The following is a 19302-nucleotide window of genomic DNA, read 5'->3' on the forward strand; positions in this document are numbered from 1 at the left end:
GGACGACTTGCCTGGGGTCCGGCCGACATGCTCGAACCACATCCAGTCGTGGGAAGAGAAGGAGCACCCTGATGTCCGCTCGTCGCCTGTTCGCCGCCTCCGCGACCGCCCTGCTCGCCGGGCTCGGTCTTGCCACCCCAGCGGCAGCGCACACCTCGGCCCAGCCGGTCCCGCTCGCCGCCAGTGTCACCGACTTCAGCCTCGGCAGGCTCGGCGCCACCACCGGCGGGCTGCTGGGGCTGGCCGCCGTAGTCATCGCCGTGCTCGCACTGAGACGACCTGCCGGTCGACTCGGCACCGCCAACGGGTCGCTCGGGGCCACCGTGGCCGTGGTCGCGGGGCTGATCGCCATGGCCCTCGGCGGGCTGGTCGCGGCCACCGCCGACGGTGGACTCGGCACCGGCAACGGGCTGGGCGGCGCCTACGTGGCCTTGCTGCTCGGGCTGACCGGCACCGCCCTGGGCGGGCGGGCTCTGACCTATTCCCGCCGTACCTGTTGACCACGGGGATCTGTGTTCTGCTGCGGTCACTGCCTGCGGGTGGTCACAGCGCGGCGTATCGCGTGGGCGTCGGCGTCGGCGGCGAGCACCGCGGCGCCGGAGGTCGGGTGTGTTTGTGTCCGGGTGGGTGGGCAGGGTGGGGGCTGCCGGGGTGGTGGGGTTCGGGTGTCGTGTTGTGGGAGCTGTGTGGGGTGGGTCTGTGGGCCGGTATCCGGGCCGCGATCCGGTCCGGGATCGGTGCTGTTCATGGCGTTCTCATGTTGTTCAGCCGTGTCGGGGACGGGCAGGGGGGGGCGCTGCGGGCCGGCCGTCGGGGCCTGCTCGGCGCCCGCCGGCCCCTTCGTCTGTCGCGTGATGCCTCGCACCGCGGGGTGTCGCCGTCCTCGGCAGCGGTGGCAGCGGTGGCAGCGGTGGCAGGGGTGGCGGCTGAGCGACGGGGGCCTTCCGGGGCGGCCCGACCGGCGCGCCGCACTACCGGAGACGCTGCGGCAGGCACCGCAGGCACCGCAGGCACCGCAGGCACCGCAGGCACGGCAGGCACGGCGGGCACAGCAGACGTGGAGGCACGGTGGTCGCGGTGGGTGCGGCGGGTGGGGAAGGTGCAGCGCGGCGCGGCAGGCGCAGCGGGTACGGCATGCACAGCGGATACGGCAGGCGCGGTGGGTGCCGTGGGCGCGGTGGGCACGGCGGGTGCGGCGGGTGCGGTGGGTGGGCAAGGCGTGGCAGGCCGGGTGGGCACGGCGGGTGCGGGTGACATGGTGGGCCCGGTGGGCACGGCGGGTGCGGGGCGGTGGTGGGTGTGGGTGGTGGGTTTTCGGGCCGTCCGTGTTCTTCGGTTTTGGTGTGGTTCCGGGAGTTGGGTTGGTTTATGGAAGGGGGGTGTGTGGTGACGGTGGGTGAGGTTGGGGTGGGTTGGGGGTGAGGCGTCCCATAGGGCCCACGTCACATACGGCCTGGGGTAGTAGTCCCTGGGGGGTTTGTTGCAGCCCCTCTGGTGGGGGTTTGGCCTGGGTGGATGTCTGGTGTCGGGGGGTGGGGTGGTGGGGGTGTGGCTGCGAGGGCGGCTAGTAGGCGGGGTCGTTGCCAGGGTGGTGGGGGGGTCGGTAGAACTGGATGTGTCGCCGGGCGGCACGGGTGCTTCACCCGCTGCCTGCGGATCCCCTCTCCTTTGCGTGAGTGGCTCACGCATGTCTTCGGCATGCCGCGACCGCCCTTGTCCCCGTCGGAAGGTTTCCTCCGTGTCCAACACCGTCATCCGCCGCATCGCCGTTTCCAAGAAGGCCCTCGCGGGTTCCGTCCTCGCCCTGGGCGTCGCCGGTTCCATGCTTGCCGCGGTTCCCGCGCAGGCTGCCCCGACGAGCGCCAAGGCGATCGCCCAGCAGATGATCAAGGACCCGGCCCAGTTCGCCGCCTTCGACAAGATCATTTCGCATGAGAGTGGCTGGGACTACACCGCGACCAACGCCTCTTCCGGCGCCTACGGCCTGGCCCAGGCCCTGCCGGCGTCGAAGATGGCCTCCGCGGGCGCGGACTGGAAGACCAACCCGGCCACCCAGATCAAGTGGGGCCTGGACTACATGAACGAGCGCTACGGCAGCCCTGTTGGCGCCTGGAACTTCTGGTCCGCCAACCACTGGTACTAAGCCGCCGGTACACAGCAGACGGACAGCGGACGTGAAAGACGCCCGGCCGGGATTCTCCCGGCCGGGCGTCTTTCGTGTATCTGCCGGCTGCCGTGGCCGGGTTTCCGGGTGACAGCGGGAACGAGATCACCGTCAAGTTGCTCGTGGACGTCGTGGGGGACGGCCAACGGCCTTCTCCGGGGGCCGGCCGCGGCTGTTCGGCGAGTACGCCTGGCTGGAGATCCCCGACCAGCAGGGCGACACCGCCCGGTTCCGCCTGACCGTGTGCATCCCGGTGGGAACGGCGAGGTCTGGATCCGGGTCTGCGCGCGGACCCTCGACCGCAAGAGCCTCACCGTCCGGGCCCGGTCTTCGCGTGGGAACGGGCCTGAACGTGCCTCTTTCCGCGCACAGGGACATCCACTGGCCCGTGCTGCAAGGCGCCTGGCGGCACCTGGGTGAAGCGGACCCAGGACTTCGCGATGAACCCCGGACACACCAGTGGACGACGCCCCCCCGGCCCCCGGCCCCCGGACCGCCCCCGGCCCCCGGCCCCAGGCCCCCGGCCCCAGGCCCCCGGGCCCTGGGGCCGGGGGCCGGGGTCGCCTCCGGGCTGCCCCCGGCCTCCCGGGTCGCCGCCGGGCCACGGCCGGACCCCGGGGTCGCCTCCGGGCTGCCCCCGGCCTCCCGGGTCGCCGCCGGGCCACGGCCGGACCCCGGGTCGCTTCCGGGCTCCCGTGTTTTTGGGTCGCCGCCGAGCCCCGGGGCTGCCTCCGGGTTCCCGGACCCCCGCCGGGTCGCCTCCGGCCTCCCGTGCTTTTGGGCCGCTGGGCTCCTGTGTTTTGGGTCGCCGCCGAGCCCCAGGGCTGCCTCCGGGTTTCCCGGGCTCCTCGGTCGCCGCCGGCTCCCAGGCTCGCGGGTCACCTCCGGGCCGCTGCCGGGCCCCCGCCCCCGGACCGCCTCCGGACCCCTGCCCCGGGACCCCGGACCGACTCCGGGCCGCGGCCGGATCCCCGGCTCCCGAGTCGCCGGGGCGCCCCGGGCTCCCGGGCTTTTGGGTTGCTGCCGGGCCCCGGGGATGCCTTCGGGTTTCCCGGGCTCCCCGGTCGCCGCCGCCTCCCAGGCTTGCGGGCCACTGCCGGGCCCCCGCCCCCGGACCGCCTCCGGACCCCGGCCCCGGGACCCCGGGTCGCCTCCGGGCTCCCGTGATTTGGGTCGCGGCCGGGCCCCGGGGCTGCCTCCGGGCCTCCGGACCGCCGCCGGACCGCCGCCGGGGCGTCGTCGGATCCCTGGACTCCCGGGCTGCCTCTGGGTTCCCGGGTCGCCTCCGGCTCCCAGGCTCGGGGGTCACCTCCGGGCCGCCTCCGGACCTCCGGTCCCCGGGCCTCTGGGCCGCCTCCGGGCTGGACCCCCGGCTCCCGGGTCGCCGGGTCGCCTCCGGCCTCCCGTGTTTTTGGGTCGCCGCCGGACCCCGGGGTTGCCTCCGGGTTCCCCGCCCCCGGACCGCCGCCGGACCCCTGGACCCCTGGACCCCGGCCCCCGGGCTGCCTCTGGGGCCCAGGGCCGCCTCCGGTTCCCAGAGCCTCGGGCCGCCTCCGGACCTCCGGTTCCGGGGTCGCCGGGTCGCCTTCGGCCTCCCGTGCTTTTGGGCCGCTGCGGGCCCCCGTGTTTTTCGGTCGCCGCCGAGCCCTGGGGATGCCTTCGGGTTTCCCGGGCTCCCCGGTCGCCTCCGGATCCCAGGCCCCCGGGCCCCGGACCGCCTCCGGGCCCCGGCTGGGCCCCAGGCTCTGGGTTGCCTCCCGGACCCCCGCCGGGTTGCCGGTCGCGGTCGCCTCTGGCCTGCTGGGCCTCCGGGCCGGCTCCGGGCTGCCCCGGACCTCCGGTTCCCGGGTCGCCCCGGGCTCCCAGGCTCGCGGGTCACCTCCGGGCCGCTGCCGCGCCCCCGGCCCTGGGCCACCTCCGGGCCCCCGGCCCTGGGCCACCTCCGGGCCCCCGGCCCTGGGCCACCTCCGGGCCCCCGGCTCTGGGTAGCCTCCAGGTTCCCGGCCCCCCGGACCGCCGCCGGATCCTAGCCGGACCCCTGGACTCCCGGGCCGCTTCCGGCTCCCAGAGCCCCGGGCCGTCCCCGGACCTCCGGTTCCCGTCCCGGGCCCGGGTCGTCTCCGGGTTGCCCCCGGCCCCCGGCCCCCCCGGATCCCGGCCCCCGGCCCCCCGGATCCCGGCCCCCGGCCCCCCGGATCCCGGCTTGCTTCCGGGCTGCCCCGCTGCTGGGGCTGCGGGTTTTCGGGTCGGTTCCGGGTTTCCGTAAGGATTTCAGCGCGGGGGTGGGGGTGGGTGGGTGGTGAGCCAGTGGTGTGCGATCTGCTCGCGGGTGGCGATCCAGGCCCCGCCCCGCTGCGCAAGGTGTTTCAAGAACCCGTCGAGCACGCGGATACGCCCGGGCCGGCCGATGATCCGGCAGTGCATGCCCACGCTCATCATCCGCGGCCGCTCGATGCCCTCGGCGTGGAGCACCTCGAACGTGTCGATGAGATACGCGAGCATGTCGTTGGCTGTTGTGAAGCCGTGGACGATCAGGAACTTGAAGTCGTTCGTATCCAGGCTGTACGGGACCACGAGGTGCGGGCGGCCGCCCGCCTGCACGTAGAACGGCAGGTCGTCCGAGTAGTCGTCGCAGTCGTAGAGGAAACCGCCCTCCTCGGCGACCAGGCGCCGTGTGGCGGGGCTGGTCCGGCCGGTGTACCAGCCGACGGGCCGGCGTCCCACGAGGCGCTCGATCGTGGCGACCGTGCGCGCGATGTCGGCGCGCTCGACCTCCTCGGGCACGTGGCGGTAGTCGATCCAGCGCCAGCCGTGGCCCGCCACCTCCCAGCCCGCGGCGCCCATCGCGCGCGCCGCGGCAGGGTTGCGCTCCAGGGCCCGGCCCACCGCGTAGACGGTGAGCGGCGCACCATGCGCCGTGAGCGTGCGGTGGACACGCCAGAAGCCGGCGCGCGCACCGTAGGCGAACATCGACTCGGCGTTCAGATCACGCCCGCCCACCACGGGCGGCGTACCGACGAGCTCGTGAAGGAACCCCTCCGAGGCGCGGTCGCCCTCAAGGACGCTCTGCTCCCCGCCTTCCTCGTAGTTCAGGACAAGACTGACCGCGACGCGGGCACCGCCGGGCCAGGCGGCATGCGGCGGCTCGCCACCGTAACCGACGAGGTCGCGCTGATCCCCGGACACGGCCCGCACCCTACCCCCGGCACCCGCCCCAACCCCGGCGACGCGACGCGACGCCAGACCTCCAACAGAAAGAAGAAGAAAGGAAGGAGGGAGGGCAAGGAGGAGGGAGGGCAAGGAGGGTGGGCCGCCAGCCGCCAGCCGCCAGCCGCCAGCCGCCAGCCGCCAGCCGCCAGCCGCCAGCCGCCAGCCGCCAGCCGCCAGCCGCCAGCCGCCAGCCGCCAGCCGGTGCGCGGTGGGTGGTGGGTGGCGGGTTACCGGTGTCCCGCGCCCCCCGGCCCCGGCCCCGCCCCTGTCCCCGACTCCGGTCCCGGCCCCGCCCCTGTCCCCGACTCCGGTCCCGCCCCCGTCCCTGGTCGGGAGGGGGCCGGTCGGGAGGTTTTCCTGGAGCGGTTGCGGTCCAGGGACCAGGCGCCCGCGCCCACCAGCACGGCCGCCCCGGCCCCGTACACCGGCAGCCACAGGGTCGTCGTGGACGCCAGGCACTCGGCGACGGCCTTGCGGCGCTGGGCCTCCTGCGCGTACGCCACCGCGGCGCCGTCGCCTGCGGCCAGGCCCGCGACCGCCGCCCGCGTGCGGATCACCTCGTACCTGCCGAGCCCCTCACAGCCGCTGCGCGTGCCCGGCATCGGGAACAGCCACTCCCAGCGCTGCATCATGGGGGCCAGCGCGATCGCCGCGCACAGCCCGACGACGAGCGAGTAGGCGACCAGGGCGCGCAGGTACGCCGTCCGGATGCCGGGCCTCCATTCGGGCTGACCCCGGAAGGCGAAGACCACCGCGAACAGTGTCACCCCGATGTAGGTGGCGAACCACTGCCAGGAACCCTGCGCGAGTGCGAACGTCAGGACAGCGGCGAGCCCGATGCCGATGACCCCGGCCTGGCCTTCGCCGTCACCGCCCGCTCCGTCCGCCCGGGCCGCGCCGGACGGCTGGGGCCGGCGGGTTTCTCGGGGGCCGATCTCGTTCACGGGCCCCTCCTGCACGGTGGGAGGCATCGCCCCCAGCATCCGCCGCGCACCGCCGCACCGCCCAGGCGCCATGCCGAAGACGGTCCGAACGGCCCGCGGACGGCGCCCGGATGCAGGAGCCGCACCAGGGGCAGCCCGCCGGTGATGTCCTGTCAGGAAACGCTGCAGCAGCGAGAATCGGGTGTGCAAGGGTGGGAGGCGTGACGTTCGGTTTCGAAGCGGAACGGACACGGGCGAAAGGGGGACGCGGCCCTGCGCCTCGCCTCCGCCGTGCCGTCGCCGACTCCACCGTCGCGGCCGGCATCTGGTACCTGTGGGTGCGGCCCGGGGTCTACGCCTGCGACATGGCCGCGGCGCTGCCCGGCACCGTGGTCCTGGAACCGCTCGGGCAGAAGTAGGGGGAGTCCCGTCCGCCGGCCCGGGGTGCGGTGGTGCCGGACGGGAGGTGCGGGTCCGGCGCGTCCCGGGGGCGGGCGTGGACAGGGGTGGACAGGTTTGGGCACTCCCGGGGCCCTGCGGAGTCTGGAGAGTGGACGGCGCCCGGTATGAGGCTGTGTGCCACACACCCGCCCCAAGGAGCAACAGCCATGGCATCCCGCCCGATCCGCACGATGACCATCCTGACCGCCGCCGCAGCCCTGTACGCCACCGCCCACACCATCACCGCCCACGCCGCCTCAACCGCTGCCCCCACCCCCACTGCCCACGCCGCCACCGCCTCACCCCCCGCCACCACCACCCCCGCCCCCACCCCCGCCCCCGCCACCACCATCCCCGCCCCCGCCGCCCCGGCTTCCGCGACCGCCTCCTTCGGGCATGGTGCGCGCGGCACCGGCCGGCAGACGCCGTGGATCGTCACCGCGTGGGCCCGTGCCTGGAACGGCACCGATCCCCGCGCCCTCGGCGCCCTGTTCACCGCCGACGGCACCTACACCGACGAGGCCGTGGCCGTCACTTTCCGCGGACGGGGACAGATCGCGGGGTGGAAGGCCCGCGCCGACACCCTCATCGACCACGTCCGCGTCACCGTCCGCACCACCCGCACCGAGGGGGACCGCGTCACCGTCCAATCCCTCTACTCCGGCCATCTCAAGGGCGCGCCCAAGCCCTTCGCCGTGCCGATGACCACCGTCCTCGGCCTCGACGCCGGCCACTGCCGGATCGTCTTCGACCGGGACCACTACAGCCTGGCCGCGGTCCTGTCCCAGTCCGGCCTGCCCGCCGACTGGACCCCGCCCGCCGCCTGACGGGGCGCCGGCCGCTCGAGAACCACTCGAAGGCGGCTCGAATCACCCACCGCCGCAGCCCGCCGCGCCCGTATGATCCCCATGACTTGACGATTCGATGACCCGTTCCCGAAGAATCGATGACCGACAGACTTGGCGGACGGACGAACAGGGGGACGCACGATGGAGACCGCACGCCTGGCCTCGCTCATCGCGGCCACGCTCACCACCGCACTGGTCAGTGGCCTCTTCTACGGTTTCTCCGTCTCCGTGATGCCCGGACTCAAGCGCACCGACGACCGTACGGTCATCGAGGTCATGCAGCGCATCAACGTGGCCATCCTCAACGGCTGGTTCGTCCTCGGCTACATCGGGGCGTTCCTGTTCACCGCGCTGGCCCTGGCCCTCCACGTCCCCTCCGACGGCCGTGACGTGCTGCCGCCGCTGATCGCGGCCCTGGTCTGCTACATCGTCTCGATGGGCGTCACCAACAAGGTGAACATCCCGCTGAACAACATGCTCGAGAAGGCCGGCCCCGCCGACCGGATCCCCGACCCCGCAGCCGTCCGCCGCGCCTTCGAGGGCCCCTGGTCCCGTGCGAACGTGTGGCGCACCCTGCTGTGCACGGCCTCCGTGGGCTTCCTGGCCTGGGCGCTGTACCTGCACGGCCAGAGCGCCTGACCCCCCGCCCCTCCCCGGCCGGCCGTCCCCCCGGCCGGCCGGGGACGGACGGGATACACGAAGTCCCCGGCCAGACGGCGGGGGGACTTCGCGATGCTGCCATGTGTACAAGGCGGGGGGTGTGGGGGGCTTGTGGTTCAGCGGGTGGCGCGCCCGTACAGGACCAGGGCACGGGACAGGGCCGTCAGGGCCGCCGTGCACAGCAGGGTGCGGACGATGTTGGTGGAGACCCAGGTGCCCTTGAACTTGTCGACGATCGAGAAGTCGCTCAGCTGCGCCGCGTCACCCGCGTCGGCGAGTTCGTTGTTGAGCGGGATGTTCACCGAGAAGGTGATCATCAGGACGAGGAAGTAGGCCACCGTCGCCGCCCCCACCCAGATCGCCACGGTACGGCGGCCCTTGCGGAACTCGACGATCGCCGAGGCCGCGGAGGCGAGCAGGGCCAGCACGAAGGCCATGCCGAAGATTGCGTTCCCGTCGATCGCCGCGTTGAAGTTCTGCATCGCGGTGACGTAGGTGCGCTCGTCGCCCGCGGCCAGACCCGGCATCACCGAGACGTCGAAGGCGAAGAAGAGGCCGGCCATCAAACCCATGAGGATCGTGGAGACCAGCAGGAGGGCGGTGGCCGCCTTGCCGCGCCCGGCGGGCGCGGGGGAGTGGGGCTGGGGCGGGGCGTAGGGGCCGGGCTGGGTCTGGTACGGGCTCGGGCCTCCGGCGGAGTAATGCTGGGGGCTGCCGGCCGGGTTGGGGTTCATGGGACATCCTCGTCTGGGGTGGTGGGAGCACTGCTCTTTCGGCACGGACATCCGATCGTGACACTCCCGGGGACACCCGGCCATGGGCTTTCCACCGGCTCTCGAGCGAGCCTCGAGAGCCGGTGGCTCGATCTTTTCGGTTACCGGCCGGGGGTGGTCAGTAGCGGTAGTGGTCCGGCTTGTAGGGGCCCTCGACCTGGACGCCGATGTAGGCGGCCTGCTCGGGGCGCAGGGTGGTCAGGCGGACGCCGAGGGCGTCGAGGTGCAGGCGGGCGACCTTCTCGTCGAGGTGCTTGGGCAGCACGTACACCTCGGTCGGGTACTCCTCGGGCTTGGTGAAGAGCTCGATCTGGGCCAGGGTCTGGTCCGCGAAGGAGTTCGACATGACGAAGGAGGGGTGGCCGGTCGCGTTGCCCAGGTTCAGCAGACGGCCCTCGGACAGCACGATCAGGACCTTGCCGTCGGGGAACTTCCAGGTGTGGACCTGCGGCTTGACCTCGTCCTTGACGATGCCGTCGATCTTCGCGAGACCGGCCATGTCGATCTCGTTGTCGAAGTGGCCGATGTTGCCCACGATGGCCTGGTGCTTCATCTTGGCCATGTCGGCGGCCATGATGATGTCCTTGTTGCCGGTCGTGGTGATGAAGATGTCCGCCGTCTCGACGACATCGTCGAGGGTGGCGACCTGGTAGCCGTCCATCGCCGCCTGCAGCGCGCAGATCGGGTCGATCTCGGTGACGATCACGCGGGCGCCCTGGCCGCGCAGGGACTCGGCGCAGCCCTTGCCGACGTCGCCGTAGCCGAAGACCACGGCCGTCTTGCCGCCGATGAGGACGTCGGTGGCACGGTTGATGCCGTCGATCAGCGAGTGACGGCAGCCGTACTTGTTGTCGAACTTCGACTTCGTCACCGCATCGTTCACGTTGATCGCCGGGAACAGCAGAGTGCCCTCGGCCATCATCTCGTACAGGCGGTGGACACCCGTGGTGGTCTCCTCCGTCACGCCGCGTATCCCGGACGCGAGAGTGCTCCAGTCGATGGGGGTCTTCTGCAGCAGGCCCAGGACCAGGGCCATTTCCTCGTTGCCGGCGGTGGACGGGTCCGGCACGGCGCCGGCCTTCTGGTACTCGACGCCCTTGTGGACCAGGAGGGTTGCGTCCCCGCCGTCGTCGAGGATCATGTTGGGTCCCGCATGGCCGGGCCAGGTCAGCGCCTGCTCGGTGCACCACCAGTACTCTTCCAGTGTCTCGCCCTTCCAGGCGAAGACGGGGACGCCCTGCGGGCTCTGTGGGGTGCCGTTCGGGCCCACCGCGACGGCGGCGGCCGCGTGGTCCTGGGTGGAGTAGATGTTGCAGGACACCCAGCGCACCTCGGCGCCCAGCGCCACGAGCGTCTCGATCAGGACGGCGGTCTGCACGGTCATGTGCAGGGAGCCGGTGATCCTCGCCCCGGCCAGCGGCCGGGAGGGGGCGTACTCCTTGCGGATCGACATCAGACCGGGCATCTCGTGCTCGGCCAGGGTGATCTCCTTGCGGCCGAAGTCCGCGAGTGAGAGATCGGCGACCTTGAAGTCCATGGGTTCTACTCCGTGATGGTGGCGGCTGGGTTCCTGACATTCAGGTTCAGGTTCAGGTTCTGATGGATCTCTAGAGTCGCGGTGGACTTGTTGAGGGTGATGTAGTGCAGGCCCGGCGCACCCTCGGCGAGCAGGCGCTCGGCCATGACGGTCGCGTACTCGACACCGATGCGGTGGCCGTCCGCCGGGTCGTCCTTCGCCGCCTCCAGCCGCCGGGCCAGTGCGGCCGGGAAGCGGGCGTCGCTGAGCTCGGCGAACCGCCGGATCTGGCGGAAATCGGTGGCCGGCATGATCTCGGGGATGACCGGTGTCAGGCAGCCGACAGAGGAGAGCCGGTCGCGCAGGCGCAGGTAGTCCTCGGCGTGGAAGAACATCTGGGTGATGGCGTAGTCGGCGCCGGCCCGGCACTTGGCGGCGAAGTGCCGGATGTCCTCGCTCCAGCCGGGCGAGCGGGGATGACGCTCGGGGAACGCCGCGACACCCACCGTGAAGTCACCCAACTGCCGTATCAAAGTGACCAGTTCGTGGGCGTGGGTCAGCCCGTGCGGATGCGGCGTCCACTGCCCCTTCGGGTCACCGGGCGGGTCACCGCGCAGGGCGAGCACGTCACGGATGCCCGCGTCGGCGTACTGGCCGATGATGTGGCGCAGCTCGGCGACCGAGTGTCCCACCGCCGTCAGGTGCGCGACCGGGCGCAGCGTGGTCTGCGCCGCGATGCGCTTGGTGACCTCCACGGTGCGGTCGCGGGAGGAGCCGCCGGCCCCGTAGGTGACGGACACGAAGGACGGCGCGAACGGCTCGATCCGGCGGATCGCCGCCCACAGGGTGCGCTCCCCGGCGTCGCTCTTCGGCGGGAAGAACTCGAACGAGAAGGTCCGCCGGCCCCTCGCCAGCAGCTCGCGCACTGACGGGGAGGCGGGCGCCGTGGTGCGGGGGCGGTCGGTGGTGGCGGCCAGAGCAGCCGGCATGTCGGGCTCCTTTCCAACTCATCCGGTCTCAGCGTGCGTTGAAATACTTCGCTTCGGGGTGGTGGATCACGATCGCGTCGGTGGACTGCTCCGGGTGGAGCTGGAACTCCTCCGAAAGGCGCACCCCGATCCGCTCCGGCTGCAGGAGACCGGCGATCTTCGCGCGGTCCTCCAGGTCGGGGCAGGCGGGATAGCCCAGCGAGTAGCGGCAGCCCTGGTACTCGGTACGCAACATGCCGTCCATGGAGAGGGGATCGGATCCGGCGATGCCCAGTTCGCCGCGGACGCGGGCGTGCCAGTACTCGGCCAGGGCCTCGGCGAGCTGCACGGACAGGCCGTGCAGCTCCATGTACTCGCGGTAGGCGTCGGCGGCGAAGAGCCGGGCCGTCTCCTGGCCGATGCGGCTGCCGACCGTCACGACCTGGAAGCCGACGACGTCGGTTGCCCCGCTGTCCTCGGAGCGGAAGAAGTCCGCCAGGCACAGCCGCCGTCCGCGGCTCTGGCGGGGGAAGGTGAAACGGGTCCGCTCGGATCCGTTCTCGTCGAGGACGATCAGGTCCTCGCCCTTGGAGACGCACCGGAAGTAGCCGTGCACCACGGCCGCCTCCAGCAGGGCGCCGGTGTGCAGGCGCTCCAGCCAGCCGCGCAGCCGCGGGCGCCCGTCGCTCTCGATGGTCTCGGCGTCCTTCAGACCCCACTGGCCCTTGAACAGGGCGCTCTCGTCCAGCCAGGAGGCGTACTCCTTGAGGGGGATGCCCTTGACGACGCGGGTGCCCCAGAACGGCGGGGCGGGGACCGGGTTGTCGACGGCGACGTCGGAGCGGCCGCCGGGCTGTGGCTTCACCGCCAGGAGCGGGGTGTCCCTCCTGGCGACGCGGCGCTGCTTCAGCGGCGGCAGCACGGCGCCGGGAACACCGCGTTTGACGCCCATCAGGGCGTCCATCAGGCGCAGGCCCTCGAAGGCGTCGCGGGCGTAGCGGACTTCGCCCTCGTAGATCTCGTGGAGGTCCTGTTCGACGTAGGCGCGGGTCAGGGCGGCGCCGCCGAGGATGACCGGGTAGTGGGCGGCCAGCTTGCGCTGGTTGAGCTCCTCCAGGTTCTCCTTCATGATCACGGTCGACTTCACCAGCAGACCGGACATGCCGATCACGTCGGCCTTGTGCTCCTGCGCCGCCTCCAGGATCGCCGAGACCGGCTGCTTGATGCCGATGTTGACGACGTTGTAGCCGTTGTTGGTGAGGATGATGTCGACGAGGTTCTTGCCGATGTCGTGGACGTCACCGCGGACCGTGGCCAGCACGATCGTGCCCTTGCCCTCGTCGTCGGTCTTCTCCATGTGCGGCTCGAGGTAGGCCACGGCCGTCTTCATGACCTCCGCGGACTGCAGCACGAACGGAAGCTGCATCTGCCCCGACCCGAACAGCTCACCGACGACCTTCATGCCCTCCAGCAGCGTGTCGTTGACGATGTCCAGGGCCGGGCGGGTCTGGAGAGCCTCGTCCAGGTCGGCCTCCAGGCCGTTCTTCTCACCGTCGATGATGCGCCGCTGCAGTCGCTCGTCCAGCGGCAGCGCAAGGAGTTCCTCGGCGCGGCCGGCCTTCAGCGACTTGGTGTTGACGCCCTCGAAGAGGGCCATCAGCTTCTGCAGCGGGTCATAGCCCTCCGCCCGCCGGTCGTAGATCAGATCCAGGGCGGTGGTGACCTGCTCCTCGTCGAACCGGGCGATCGGCAGGATCTTCGAGGCGTGCACGATCGCCGAATCCAGACCCGCCTTCACACACTCGTCCAGGAACACCGAGTTCAGCAGGACCCGCGCCGCCGGATTGAGGCCGAAGGAGATGTTGGACAGGCCCAAAGTGGTCTGCACGTCCGGATGGCGGCGCTTGAGCTCGCGGATCGCCTCGATCGTGGCGATCCCGTCGCCCCGCGACTCCTCCTGGCCGGTGCAGATCGTGAAGGTGAGCGTGTCGATGAGGATGTCCGACTCGCGGATCCCCCAGTTCCCCGTCAGGTCCTCGATGAGGCGTTCGGCGATGGCGACCTTGTGCCCGACGGTGCGGGCCTGGCCCTCTTCGTCGATGGTCAGCGCGATCAGTGCGGCGCCGTGCTCCTGGGCCAGTTGGGTGACCTTGGCGAAGCGGGACCCGGGGCCGTCACCGTCCTCGTAGTTCACCGAGTTGATGACCGCACGCCCGCCCAGCTTCTCCAGACCCGCCCGGATGACCGGGACCTCGGTCGAGTCCAGCACGATCGGCAGCGTCGAGGCCGTCGCGAAGCGGCCCGCCAGCTCCTCCATGTCGGCGACGCCGTCACGGCCCACGTAGTCCACACACAGATCCAGCATGTGCGCGCCCTCACGGATCTGGTCCCGGGCCATCTCCACACAGTCGTCCCAGCGGGCCTCCAGCATCGCCTCACGGAACTTCTTGGAGCCGTTGGCGTTGGTGCGCTCACCGATCGCCATGTACGAGGTGTCCTGACGGAACGCAACCGTCTGATACAGCGAGGCCGCACCCGGCTCCGGCCGCCCACTGCGCTCGGTCACCGCCGTGCCGCGGACCCGCTCCACCACCTGCCGCAGATGCTCCGGCGTCGTACCACAGCAGCCGCCCACCAGGGAGAGCCCGTACTCGCGGACGAAGGTCTCCTGGGCGTCCGCCAGCTCCGACGCGCTCAGCGGATAGTGCGCACCCTCCTTCGTCAGCACCGGAAGCCCCGCGTTGGGCATGCAGGACAGCGGGATGCGGGCATGGCGCGCCAGATACCGCAGGTGCTCGCTCATCTCCGCAGGCCCGGTCGCACAGTTCAGACCGATCATGTCGATGCCCAGCGGCTCCAGCGCCGTCAGGGCCGCACCGATCTCCGAGCCCAGCAGCATCGTGCCCGTCGTCTCCACCGTCACCGAGCAGATCAGCGGCACGCCGACACCCAGCGCCTCCATCGCCCGCCGGGCACCGATGATCGAGGACTTCGTCTGCAACAGGTCCTGCGTCGTCTCCACCAGCAGCGCATCCGCCCCGCCGGCGATCAGACCCTCCGCGTTGACCTGATAGGCGTCACGGATCTTCGCGTAGGCGATGTGCCCCAGCGTCGGCAGCTTCGTACCCGGCCCCATCGAGCCCAGCACCCACCGCTGCCGCCCCGTCGACACCGTGAACTCGTCCGCGACCTCACGGGCGATACGCGCACCCGCCTCCGACAGCTCGAAATTGCGCTCCGCGATGTCGTACTCCGCCAGCGCCGCGAAGTTCGCACCGAACGTGTTCGTCTCGACGCAGTCCACACCCACCGCGAAGTACGCCTCGTGCACCGTGCGCACAATGTCCGGACGCGTCACGTTCAAAACCTCGTTGCAGCCCTCCAGCTGCTGGAAGTCCTCCATCGAGGGGTCCTGCGCCTGCAGCATCGTCCCCATCGCGCCGTCGGCGACCACCACCCGCGTCGCGAGCGCCTCCCGCAGGGCATCGGCGCGCGCCTGCGCGTCCGCCGTCATGCCGCCCACCCCGGCTTCGCCCCCAGCAGCCCCGCCGCACGCTCCCCGTACACCGTACGGACCGTGGCCAGCAAAGCCTCCGGCCGGACCTCGTACGCCTGGGACCCGACCGTCGCCAGGACCAGCGCCGACATCGCGCAGCCGAGCTGCGCGGCCGTCTCGAGCGGCAGGCCCCAGCCGACGGCGGCCAGGAAACCGGAGCGGAAGGCGTCGCCGACACCGGTCGGGTCCTCGGCGCGGACACCGGGGACCGCGCCGACCGTGACGGCCGGCTCGCCCCTGCGGTCGATACGGACGCCCTGTGCGCCCAGGGTGGTCACCCACGTACCGACGCGGTCGAGGACCTCCCGGTGGCTCCACCCGGCCCGCTCACGCAGCAGCGCCGACTCGTACTCGTTGGTGAACAGCCAGCGCGCCCCGGTGACCAGGGAGCGCACCTCCTCGCCGGTGAGGCGGGCCAGCTGCTGCGAGGGGTCGGCGGCGAAGTCGATGTCCAGATCCCGGGCCTGCTCGGTGTGGCGGACCATCGCACCGGGATCGTTGGGCGAGACGAGCACCAGGTCGAGGGGAGCGCGGTCATGGACGGCACGCAGGTCGATACGGCCGGCCTCGGCCATGGCGCCCGCGTAGAAGGCGGCGATCTGGTTGGTGTCCTGGTCGGTCATGCACATGAAACGGGCGGTCTGGTGCTCGCACGAGACGTACACCGAGCCGGTGTCGACGCCGTGTTCCTTGAGCCAGACCTCGTACTCGGCGAAGTCCGGGCCCACCGCACCCACCAGAAGGGGGTCGAGGCCGAGGCTGCCGAGGCCGAAGGCGATGTTGGCCGCCACCCCGCCCCGCCGCACCTGGAGGGTGTCGACGAGAAACGACAACGAGACGTGTGCCAGCTGGTCGGGGAGCAGCTGGTCGACGAACCGGCCCGGGAAGGCCATGAGGTGATCTGTGGCGATGGATCCGGTCACCGCGATACGCACGTGGACTCCTGTGAACTCATCTGATGCCGGCGGGGCGAGACAGGGCGAGGCGGGGCAGGGTGTGTGTGGGGGGGCCTGACACGGGCGGAGCAGGCAGGGCTGGCGGGGCGGGGTGCCGGGGGCCCGGTGGGGGCGGGCCGGGCCGGGGTGCTCAGGCGCCGGCGACGGCCTTCAACTGCTCGGCGCGGTCGGTGCGCTCCCACGTGAAGTCGGGCAGCTCACGGCCGAAGTGGCCGTAGGCGGCGGTCTGCGCGTAGATCGGCCGCAGCAGGTCCAGATCCCGGATGATCGCGGCCGGACGCAGATCGAAGACCTCCGCGATGGCCCGCTCGATCCGGCCGGTGGGCACCGTGTGCGTACCGAAGGTCTCCACGAACAGACCCACCGGCTCCGCCTTCCCGATCGCGTACGCGACCTGCACCTCGCAGCGCGCCGCCAGACCGGCTGCGACCACGTTCTTGGCGACCCAGCGCATCGCGTACGCGGCGGAGCGGTCGACCTTGGACGGGTCCTTGCCGGAGAACGCGCCGCCGCCGTGGCGGGCCATCCCCCCGTACGTGTCGATGATGATCTTGCGGCCGGTCAGGCCGGCGTCGCCCATCGGGCCGCCGATCTCGAAACGCCCGGTCGGGTTCACCAGCAGCCGGTAGCCCTCGGTCTCCAGCTTGATGCCGTCCTCGGCGAGCTGACGCAGCGTGTGCTCGACGACCGATGCGCGGATGTCCGGGGCCAGCAGGGCCTCCAGATCGATATCGCCGGCGTGCTGGGTCGAGACGACCACCGTGTCCAGGCGCACGGCCTTGTCACCGTCGTACTCGATGGTGACCTGCGTCTTGCCGTCCGGCCGCAGGTACGGGATCGTCCCGTTCTTGCGGACCTCGCTCAGCCGGCGCGAGAGCCGGTGCGCGAGGTGGATCGGCAGCGGCATCAGCTCCGGCGTCTCATCGCAGGCATAGCCGAACATCAGGCCCTGGTCACCGGCGCCCTGCCGGTCCAGCTCGTCCTCCTCGCCCTCCACCCGGCTCTCATAGGCCGCATCGACGCCCTGCGCGATGTCCGGGGACTGCGCCCCGATGGACACCGACACGCCGCAGGAGGCACCGTCGAAGCCCTTCTGCGAGGAGTCGTAGCCGATCTCCAGGATCTTGTCCCGCACCAGCTGCGCGATGGGGGCGTAGGCCTGCGTGGTGACCTCGCCGGCTATGTGCACGAGACCGGTGGTGATCAGCGTCTCCACCGCCACCCGCGAAGCCGGGTCCTGGGCGAGGAGCGCATCGAGGATCGTGTCGCTGATCTGGTCGGCGATCTTGTCGGGGTGACCCTCGGTCACGGACTCCGAGGTGAACAGACGGCGGGACATCTCACTCCTGGTGGTGTGGGGACACGTCGGTCGGATCGGTCGGATCAATCGGATCGGTCAGGGGTCGGGCGTGGGGGACACGGCCGGACACGGTCTGTTGCCCAGGATCCTGCCGCCCGCTCCTCGGCCCGTCCTCGAGAGCGCGTCGAGCGGACCTGGCCGGTTCCCCCACCTCCCCTCCAAGCGGCACACCCCTGCGCGGGCACCGCTACCGGATACGGAAATTGGCCATCATGCCCATCGCCGAGTGGTCCAGCAGATGACAGTGGTAGACGTACGTCCCCCGGAACGTGTCGAAGGTGACGTGCAGCTTCACCGTCTCGCCGGGGAACAGCCGGACCGTGTCCTTCAGCCCGGCCTCGCCCGGCGCCACCGCCACCCCGCCCCGCTCCAGCACCCGGAACTGGACCAGATGCATGTGAAAGTTGTGCGGGACGATCTTGTTGGCGTTGGTGACCGTCCAGATCTCCGAGCTGCCGTGGGCGATCGTCTGGTCGATGCGCTGGTAGTCCCAGACCTGCCCGTCCATGAACCCCCGCGGCTCCTGGCGGCCGTCCTCGTCCATGCTCAACACGATGCTGCGCTCGACCGTGGCCTTCGCCATCGCCGGCAGGGTCCGCAGCCTCTCCGGCACCCGCGACGCATCCGATGCCGTGCGCACCACGTCGAAACGCAGCACCTGGCCCACCTGGTCGGGGCTCCCCGGCCCCAGGGTGTTCTCCAGAACGATCTTCGTACCGACCCGGTAGCGCGAGAAGTCGATGACCACATCCGCCCGCTCCGCCGGGGACAGCCCGATCGTGTCCGTCGGGAAGGGGGCCTCCAGCAGGCCCCCGTCCGAACCGATCTGGATCATCTGGCCGCCGTCCGACAGACGCAGCTGGAAGAAACGCATGTTGGAGGAGTTCAGCAGCCGGAACCGGTACTTGCGGGCCGCGACCTCCACATACGGGCTCGGGCGGCCGTTGGCCAGGATCGTGGTCCGCCCGAACACGTCGTCCATCACATACACCAGCTGGCCCGCCTCGTCGAAGCGGGCATCACGCAGCGCGATCGGAACCTCGTACTGGCCGGACGGCAGCGGCAGCGACCGCTCCGTCTCGTCCGACAGCAGATAGGCCGCGGACAGGCCGCGGAAGACGTGCTCCGACTCCATGTGGTGCGCGTGGTCGTGGAACCACAGGCCGGCGCCCGGCTGCTGGTTCGGATACGTGTAGGTACGCGAGGTGTTCGGCGCGAACGTGTCCATCGGGCCGCCGTCGTTCTCCGGCGAGACGCTGCCGCCGTGCAGGTGCACCGAGACCGGCATGGTGAGGGTGTTGCGGTGCCGGATCACCACCTTGCGCCCGCTGCGGGCCCGCAGCACCGGCCCCGGGAAGTGACCGTCGTAGGTCAACACCTTCGTCTGCACGCCGGGAATGATCTCCCGCGCCACCTCCTTGACGGTGACCGCATAGGTGTCCTGGCCGCCCAGCGTCGATATCGGCTGGAGCACCGGCGCCATCGGCATCCGCACACTGAACGGCGGCGGGACCGCGACCGGCCGGACCCCGGCCGCCCCCGTAGCGGAGGCCTCGGCGCTGCGCGCACCCAGCAGCGGCGTCAGGCCACCGGTGGTGAGCAGGCCGGCGCCGGTCGCGGCGACGGCACCGCCGAGCAAGCTGCGTCTGGTGACCATGGGATTTTCCTCCTGGGAAGGGTGCGTGCGGGCGGACGCCCGAGAACGGCACCGGGCGCGCCGAGGACGGCCTGCCGCGGTATGCGGCGGCCCGTGTGCCGGTGCCTGCGGGCAGCCGGCGGGGCAGTACCCCGCGTGGCGCTCGCGCCGCGAGTGCACCAGACGCGCCTTGCGCATCACTCGAGCCCAGATGGTGTGCGGGCGTCAGGCGTTGCGCGGGCCTTGCGGGGCCTTCGCAACCCTCCTCATGCGTACGTACGACCGCGTACG

14 protein-coding genes are annotated in these 19302 nt (G+C 71.6%); 5 read left to right on the top strand and 9 right to left on the bottom strand.

What is annotated here, in order from left to right:
* Nucleotides 1-71: 71 nt before the first annotated feature.
* Nucleotides 72-500 carry a DUF6223 family protein gene (locus OG472_RS42655; RefSeq protein ID WP_405943122.1) on the top strand — a complete coding sequence of 143 codons (429 nt, stop codon included), beginning with the start codon at nucleotides 72-74 and terminating at the stop codon, nucleotides 498-500.
* A 1187-nt stretch (nucleotides 501-1687) separates the two neighbouring features.
* A complete protein-coding gene (locus OG472_RS42660) occupies nucleotides 1688-2143 on the top strand; it encodes a transglycosylase SLT domain-containing protein (protein WP_405940664.1) in 456 nt (151 codons plus the stop codon).
* A 2292-nt stretch (nucleotides 2144-4435) separates the two neighbouring features.
* On the opposite strand, the gene puuE is transcribed toward OG472_RS42660, so the two are convergent.
* Both puuE and OG472_RS42670 read right to left on the bottom strand, forming a co-directional pair.
* Nucleotides 4436-5350 carry an allantoinase PuuE gene (gene puuE / locus OG472_RS42665; protein WP_405940663.1) on the bottom strand — a complete coding sequence of 305 codons (915 nt, stop codon included), beginning with the start codon at nucleotides 5348-5350 and terminating at the stop codon, nucleotides 4436-4438.
* Nucleotides 5351-5601: 251 nt separating this feature from the next.
* On the bottom strand, nucleotides 5602-6318 hold the full coding sequence (locus OG472_RS42670; RefSeq protein ID WP_405940662.1) for a hypothetical protein: 717 nt from the start codon (nucleotides 6316-6318) through the stop codon (nucleotides 5602-5604).
* Nucleotides 6319-6518: 200 nt separating this feature from the next.
* Here OG472_RS42670 and OG472_RS42675 point away from each other — a divergent pair, with 200 nt between their 5' ends.
* The 3 genes from OG472_RS42675 (at nucleotide 6519) to OG472_RS42685 (ending at nucleotide 8225) form a co-directional block, all read left to right on the top strand.
* Entirely contained in the window at nucleotides 6519-6716 is a 198-nt protein-coding gene (locus OG472_RS42675; RefSeq protein ID WP_405827060.1) for a hypothetical protein, read from the top strand.
* 189 nt (nucleotides 6717-6905) lie between these two features.
* Entirely contained in the window at nucleotides 6906-7565 is a 660-nt protein-coding gene (locus OG472_RS42680; RefSeq protein ID WP_405940661.1) for a nuclear transport factor 2 family protein, read from the top strand.
* A gap of 162 nt (nucleotides 7566-7727) precedes the next feature.
* On the top strand, nucleotides 7728-8225 hold the full coding sequence (locus OG472_RS42685) for a DUF1772 domain-containing protein (RefSeq protein WP_401611418.1): 498 nt from the start codon (nucleotides 7728-7730) through the stop codon (nucleotides 8223-8225).
* Nucleotides 8226-8362: 137 nt separating this feature from the next.
* Here the strand turns inward: OG472_RS42685 and OG472_RS42690 are convergent, their stop codons facing one another.
* The 7 genes from OG472_RS42690 to OG472_RS42720 all read right to left on the bottom strand — a co-directional run bounded on the left by OG472_RS42690 (nucleotide 8363) and on the right by OG472_RS42720 (nucleotide 19032).
* Entirely contained in the window at nucleotides 8363-8980 is a 618-nt protein-coding gene (locus OG472_RS42690) for an anthrone oxygenase family protein (protein WP_401611416.1), read from the bottom strand.
* A 157-nt stretch (nucleotides 8981-9137) separates the two neighbouring features.
* The gene (gene ahcY / locus OG472_RS42695) at nucleotides 9138-10556 is read right to left on the bottom strand and encodes an adenosylhomocysteinase (protein WP_405940660.1); all 1419 of its coding nucleotides are present in this window, start codon (nucleotides 10554-10556) and stop codon (nucleotides 9138-9140) included.
* A gap of 5 nt (nucleotides 10557-10561) precedes the next feature.
* A complete protein-coding gene (gene metF / locus OG472_RS42700; RefSeq protein ID WP_405940659.1) occupies nucleotides 10562-11524 on the bottom strand; it encodes a methylenetetrahydrofolate reductase [NAD(P)H] in 963 nt (320 codons plus the stop codon).
* Nucleotides 11525-11552: 28 nt separating this feature from the next.
* The gene (metH, locus tag OG472_RS42705; RefSeq protein WP_405940658.1) at nucleotides 11553-15017 is read right to left on the bottom strand and encodes a methionine synthase; all 3465 of its coding nucleotides are present in this window, start codon (nucleotides 15015-15017) and stop codon (nucleotides 11553-11555) included.
* Entirely contained in the window at nucleotides 15014-15994 is a 981-nt protein-coding gene (locus tag OG472_RS42710; protein ID WP_405827055.1) for a carbohydrate kinase family protein, read from the bottom strand. The genes metH and OG472_RS42710 overlap by 4 nt, the downstream gene beginning before the upstream one ends.
* A 151-nt stretch (nucleotides 15995-16145) precedes the next feature.
* The gene (gene metK / locus OG472_RS42715) at nucleotides 16146-17354 is read right to left on the bottom strand and encodes a methionine adenosyltransferase (RefSeq protein WP_405834711.1); all 1209 of its coding nucleotides are present in this window, start codon (nucleotides 17352-17354) and stop codon (nucleotides 16146-16148) included.
* A 208-nt stretch (nucleotides 17355-17562) separates the two neighbouring features.
* The gene (locus OG472_RS42720) at nucleotides 17563-19032 is read right to left on the bottom strand and encodes a multicopper oxidase family protein (RefSeq protein WP_401611406.1); all 1470 of its coding nucleotides are present in this window, start codon (nucleotides 19030-19032) and stop codon (nucleotides 17563-17565) included.
* Nucleotides 19033-19302 lie beyond the last annotated feature (270 nt).

It is taken from the genome of Streptomyces sp. NBC_00207 (assembly GCF_045160965.1).
Lineage (GTDB): Bacteria > Actinomycetota > Actinomycetes > Streptomycetales > Streptomycetaceae > Streptomyces.

Coding starts and splice junctions, on each gene's coding strand:
- OG472_RS42680 (WP_405940661.1), top strand. CDS start 6,906: ATGGCATCCCGCCCGATCCGCACGATGACCATCCTGACCGCCGCCGCA.
- metH (WP_405940658.1), bottom strand. CDS start 15,017: ATGACGGCGGACGCGCAGGCGCGCGCCGATGCCCTGCGGGAGGCGCTC.
- OG472_RS42655 (WP_405943122.1), top strand. CDS start 72: ATGTCCGCTCGTCGCCTGTTCGCCGCCTCCGCGACCGCCCTGCTCGCC.
- metF (WP_405940659.1), bottom strand. CDS start 11,524: ATGCCGGCTGCTCTGGCCGCCACCACCGACCGCCCCCGCACCACGGCG.
- OG472_RS42720 (WP_401611406.1), bottom strand. CDS start 19,032: ATGGTCACCAGACGCAGCTTGCTCGGCGGTGCCGTCGCCGCGACCGGC.
- OG472_RS42690 (WP_401611416.1), bottom strand. CDS start 8,980: ATGAACCCCAACCCGGCCGGCAGCCCCCAGCATTACTCCGCCGGAGGC.
- ahcY (WP_405940660.1), bottom strand. CDS start 10,556: ATGGACTTCAAGGTCGCCGATCTCTCACTCGCGGACTTCGGCCGCAAG.
- OG472_RS42660 (WP_405940664.1), top strand. CDS start 1,688: ATGTCTTCGGCATGCCGCGACCGCCCTTGTCCCCGTCGGAAGGTTTCC.
- metK (WP_405834711.1), bottom strand. CDS start 17,354: ATGTCCCGCCGTCTGTTCACCTCGGAGTCCGTGACCGAGGGTCACCCC.
- OG472_RS42685 (WP_401611418.1), top strand. CDS start 7,728: ATGGAGACCGCACGCCTGGCCTCGCTCATCGCGGCCACGCTCACCACC.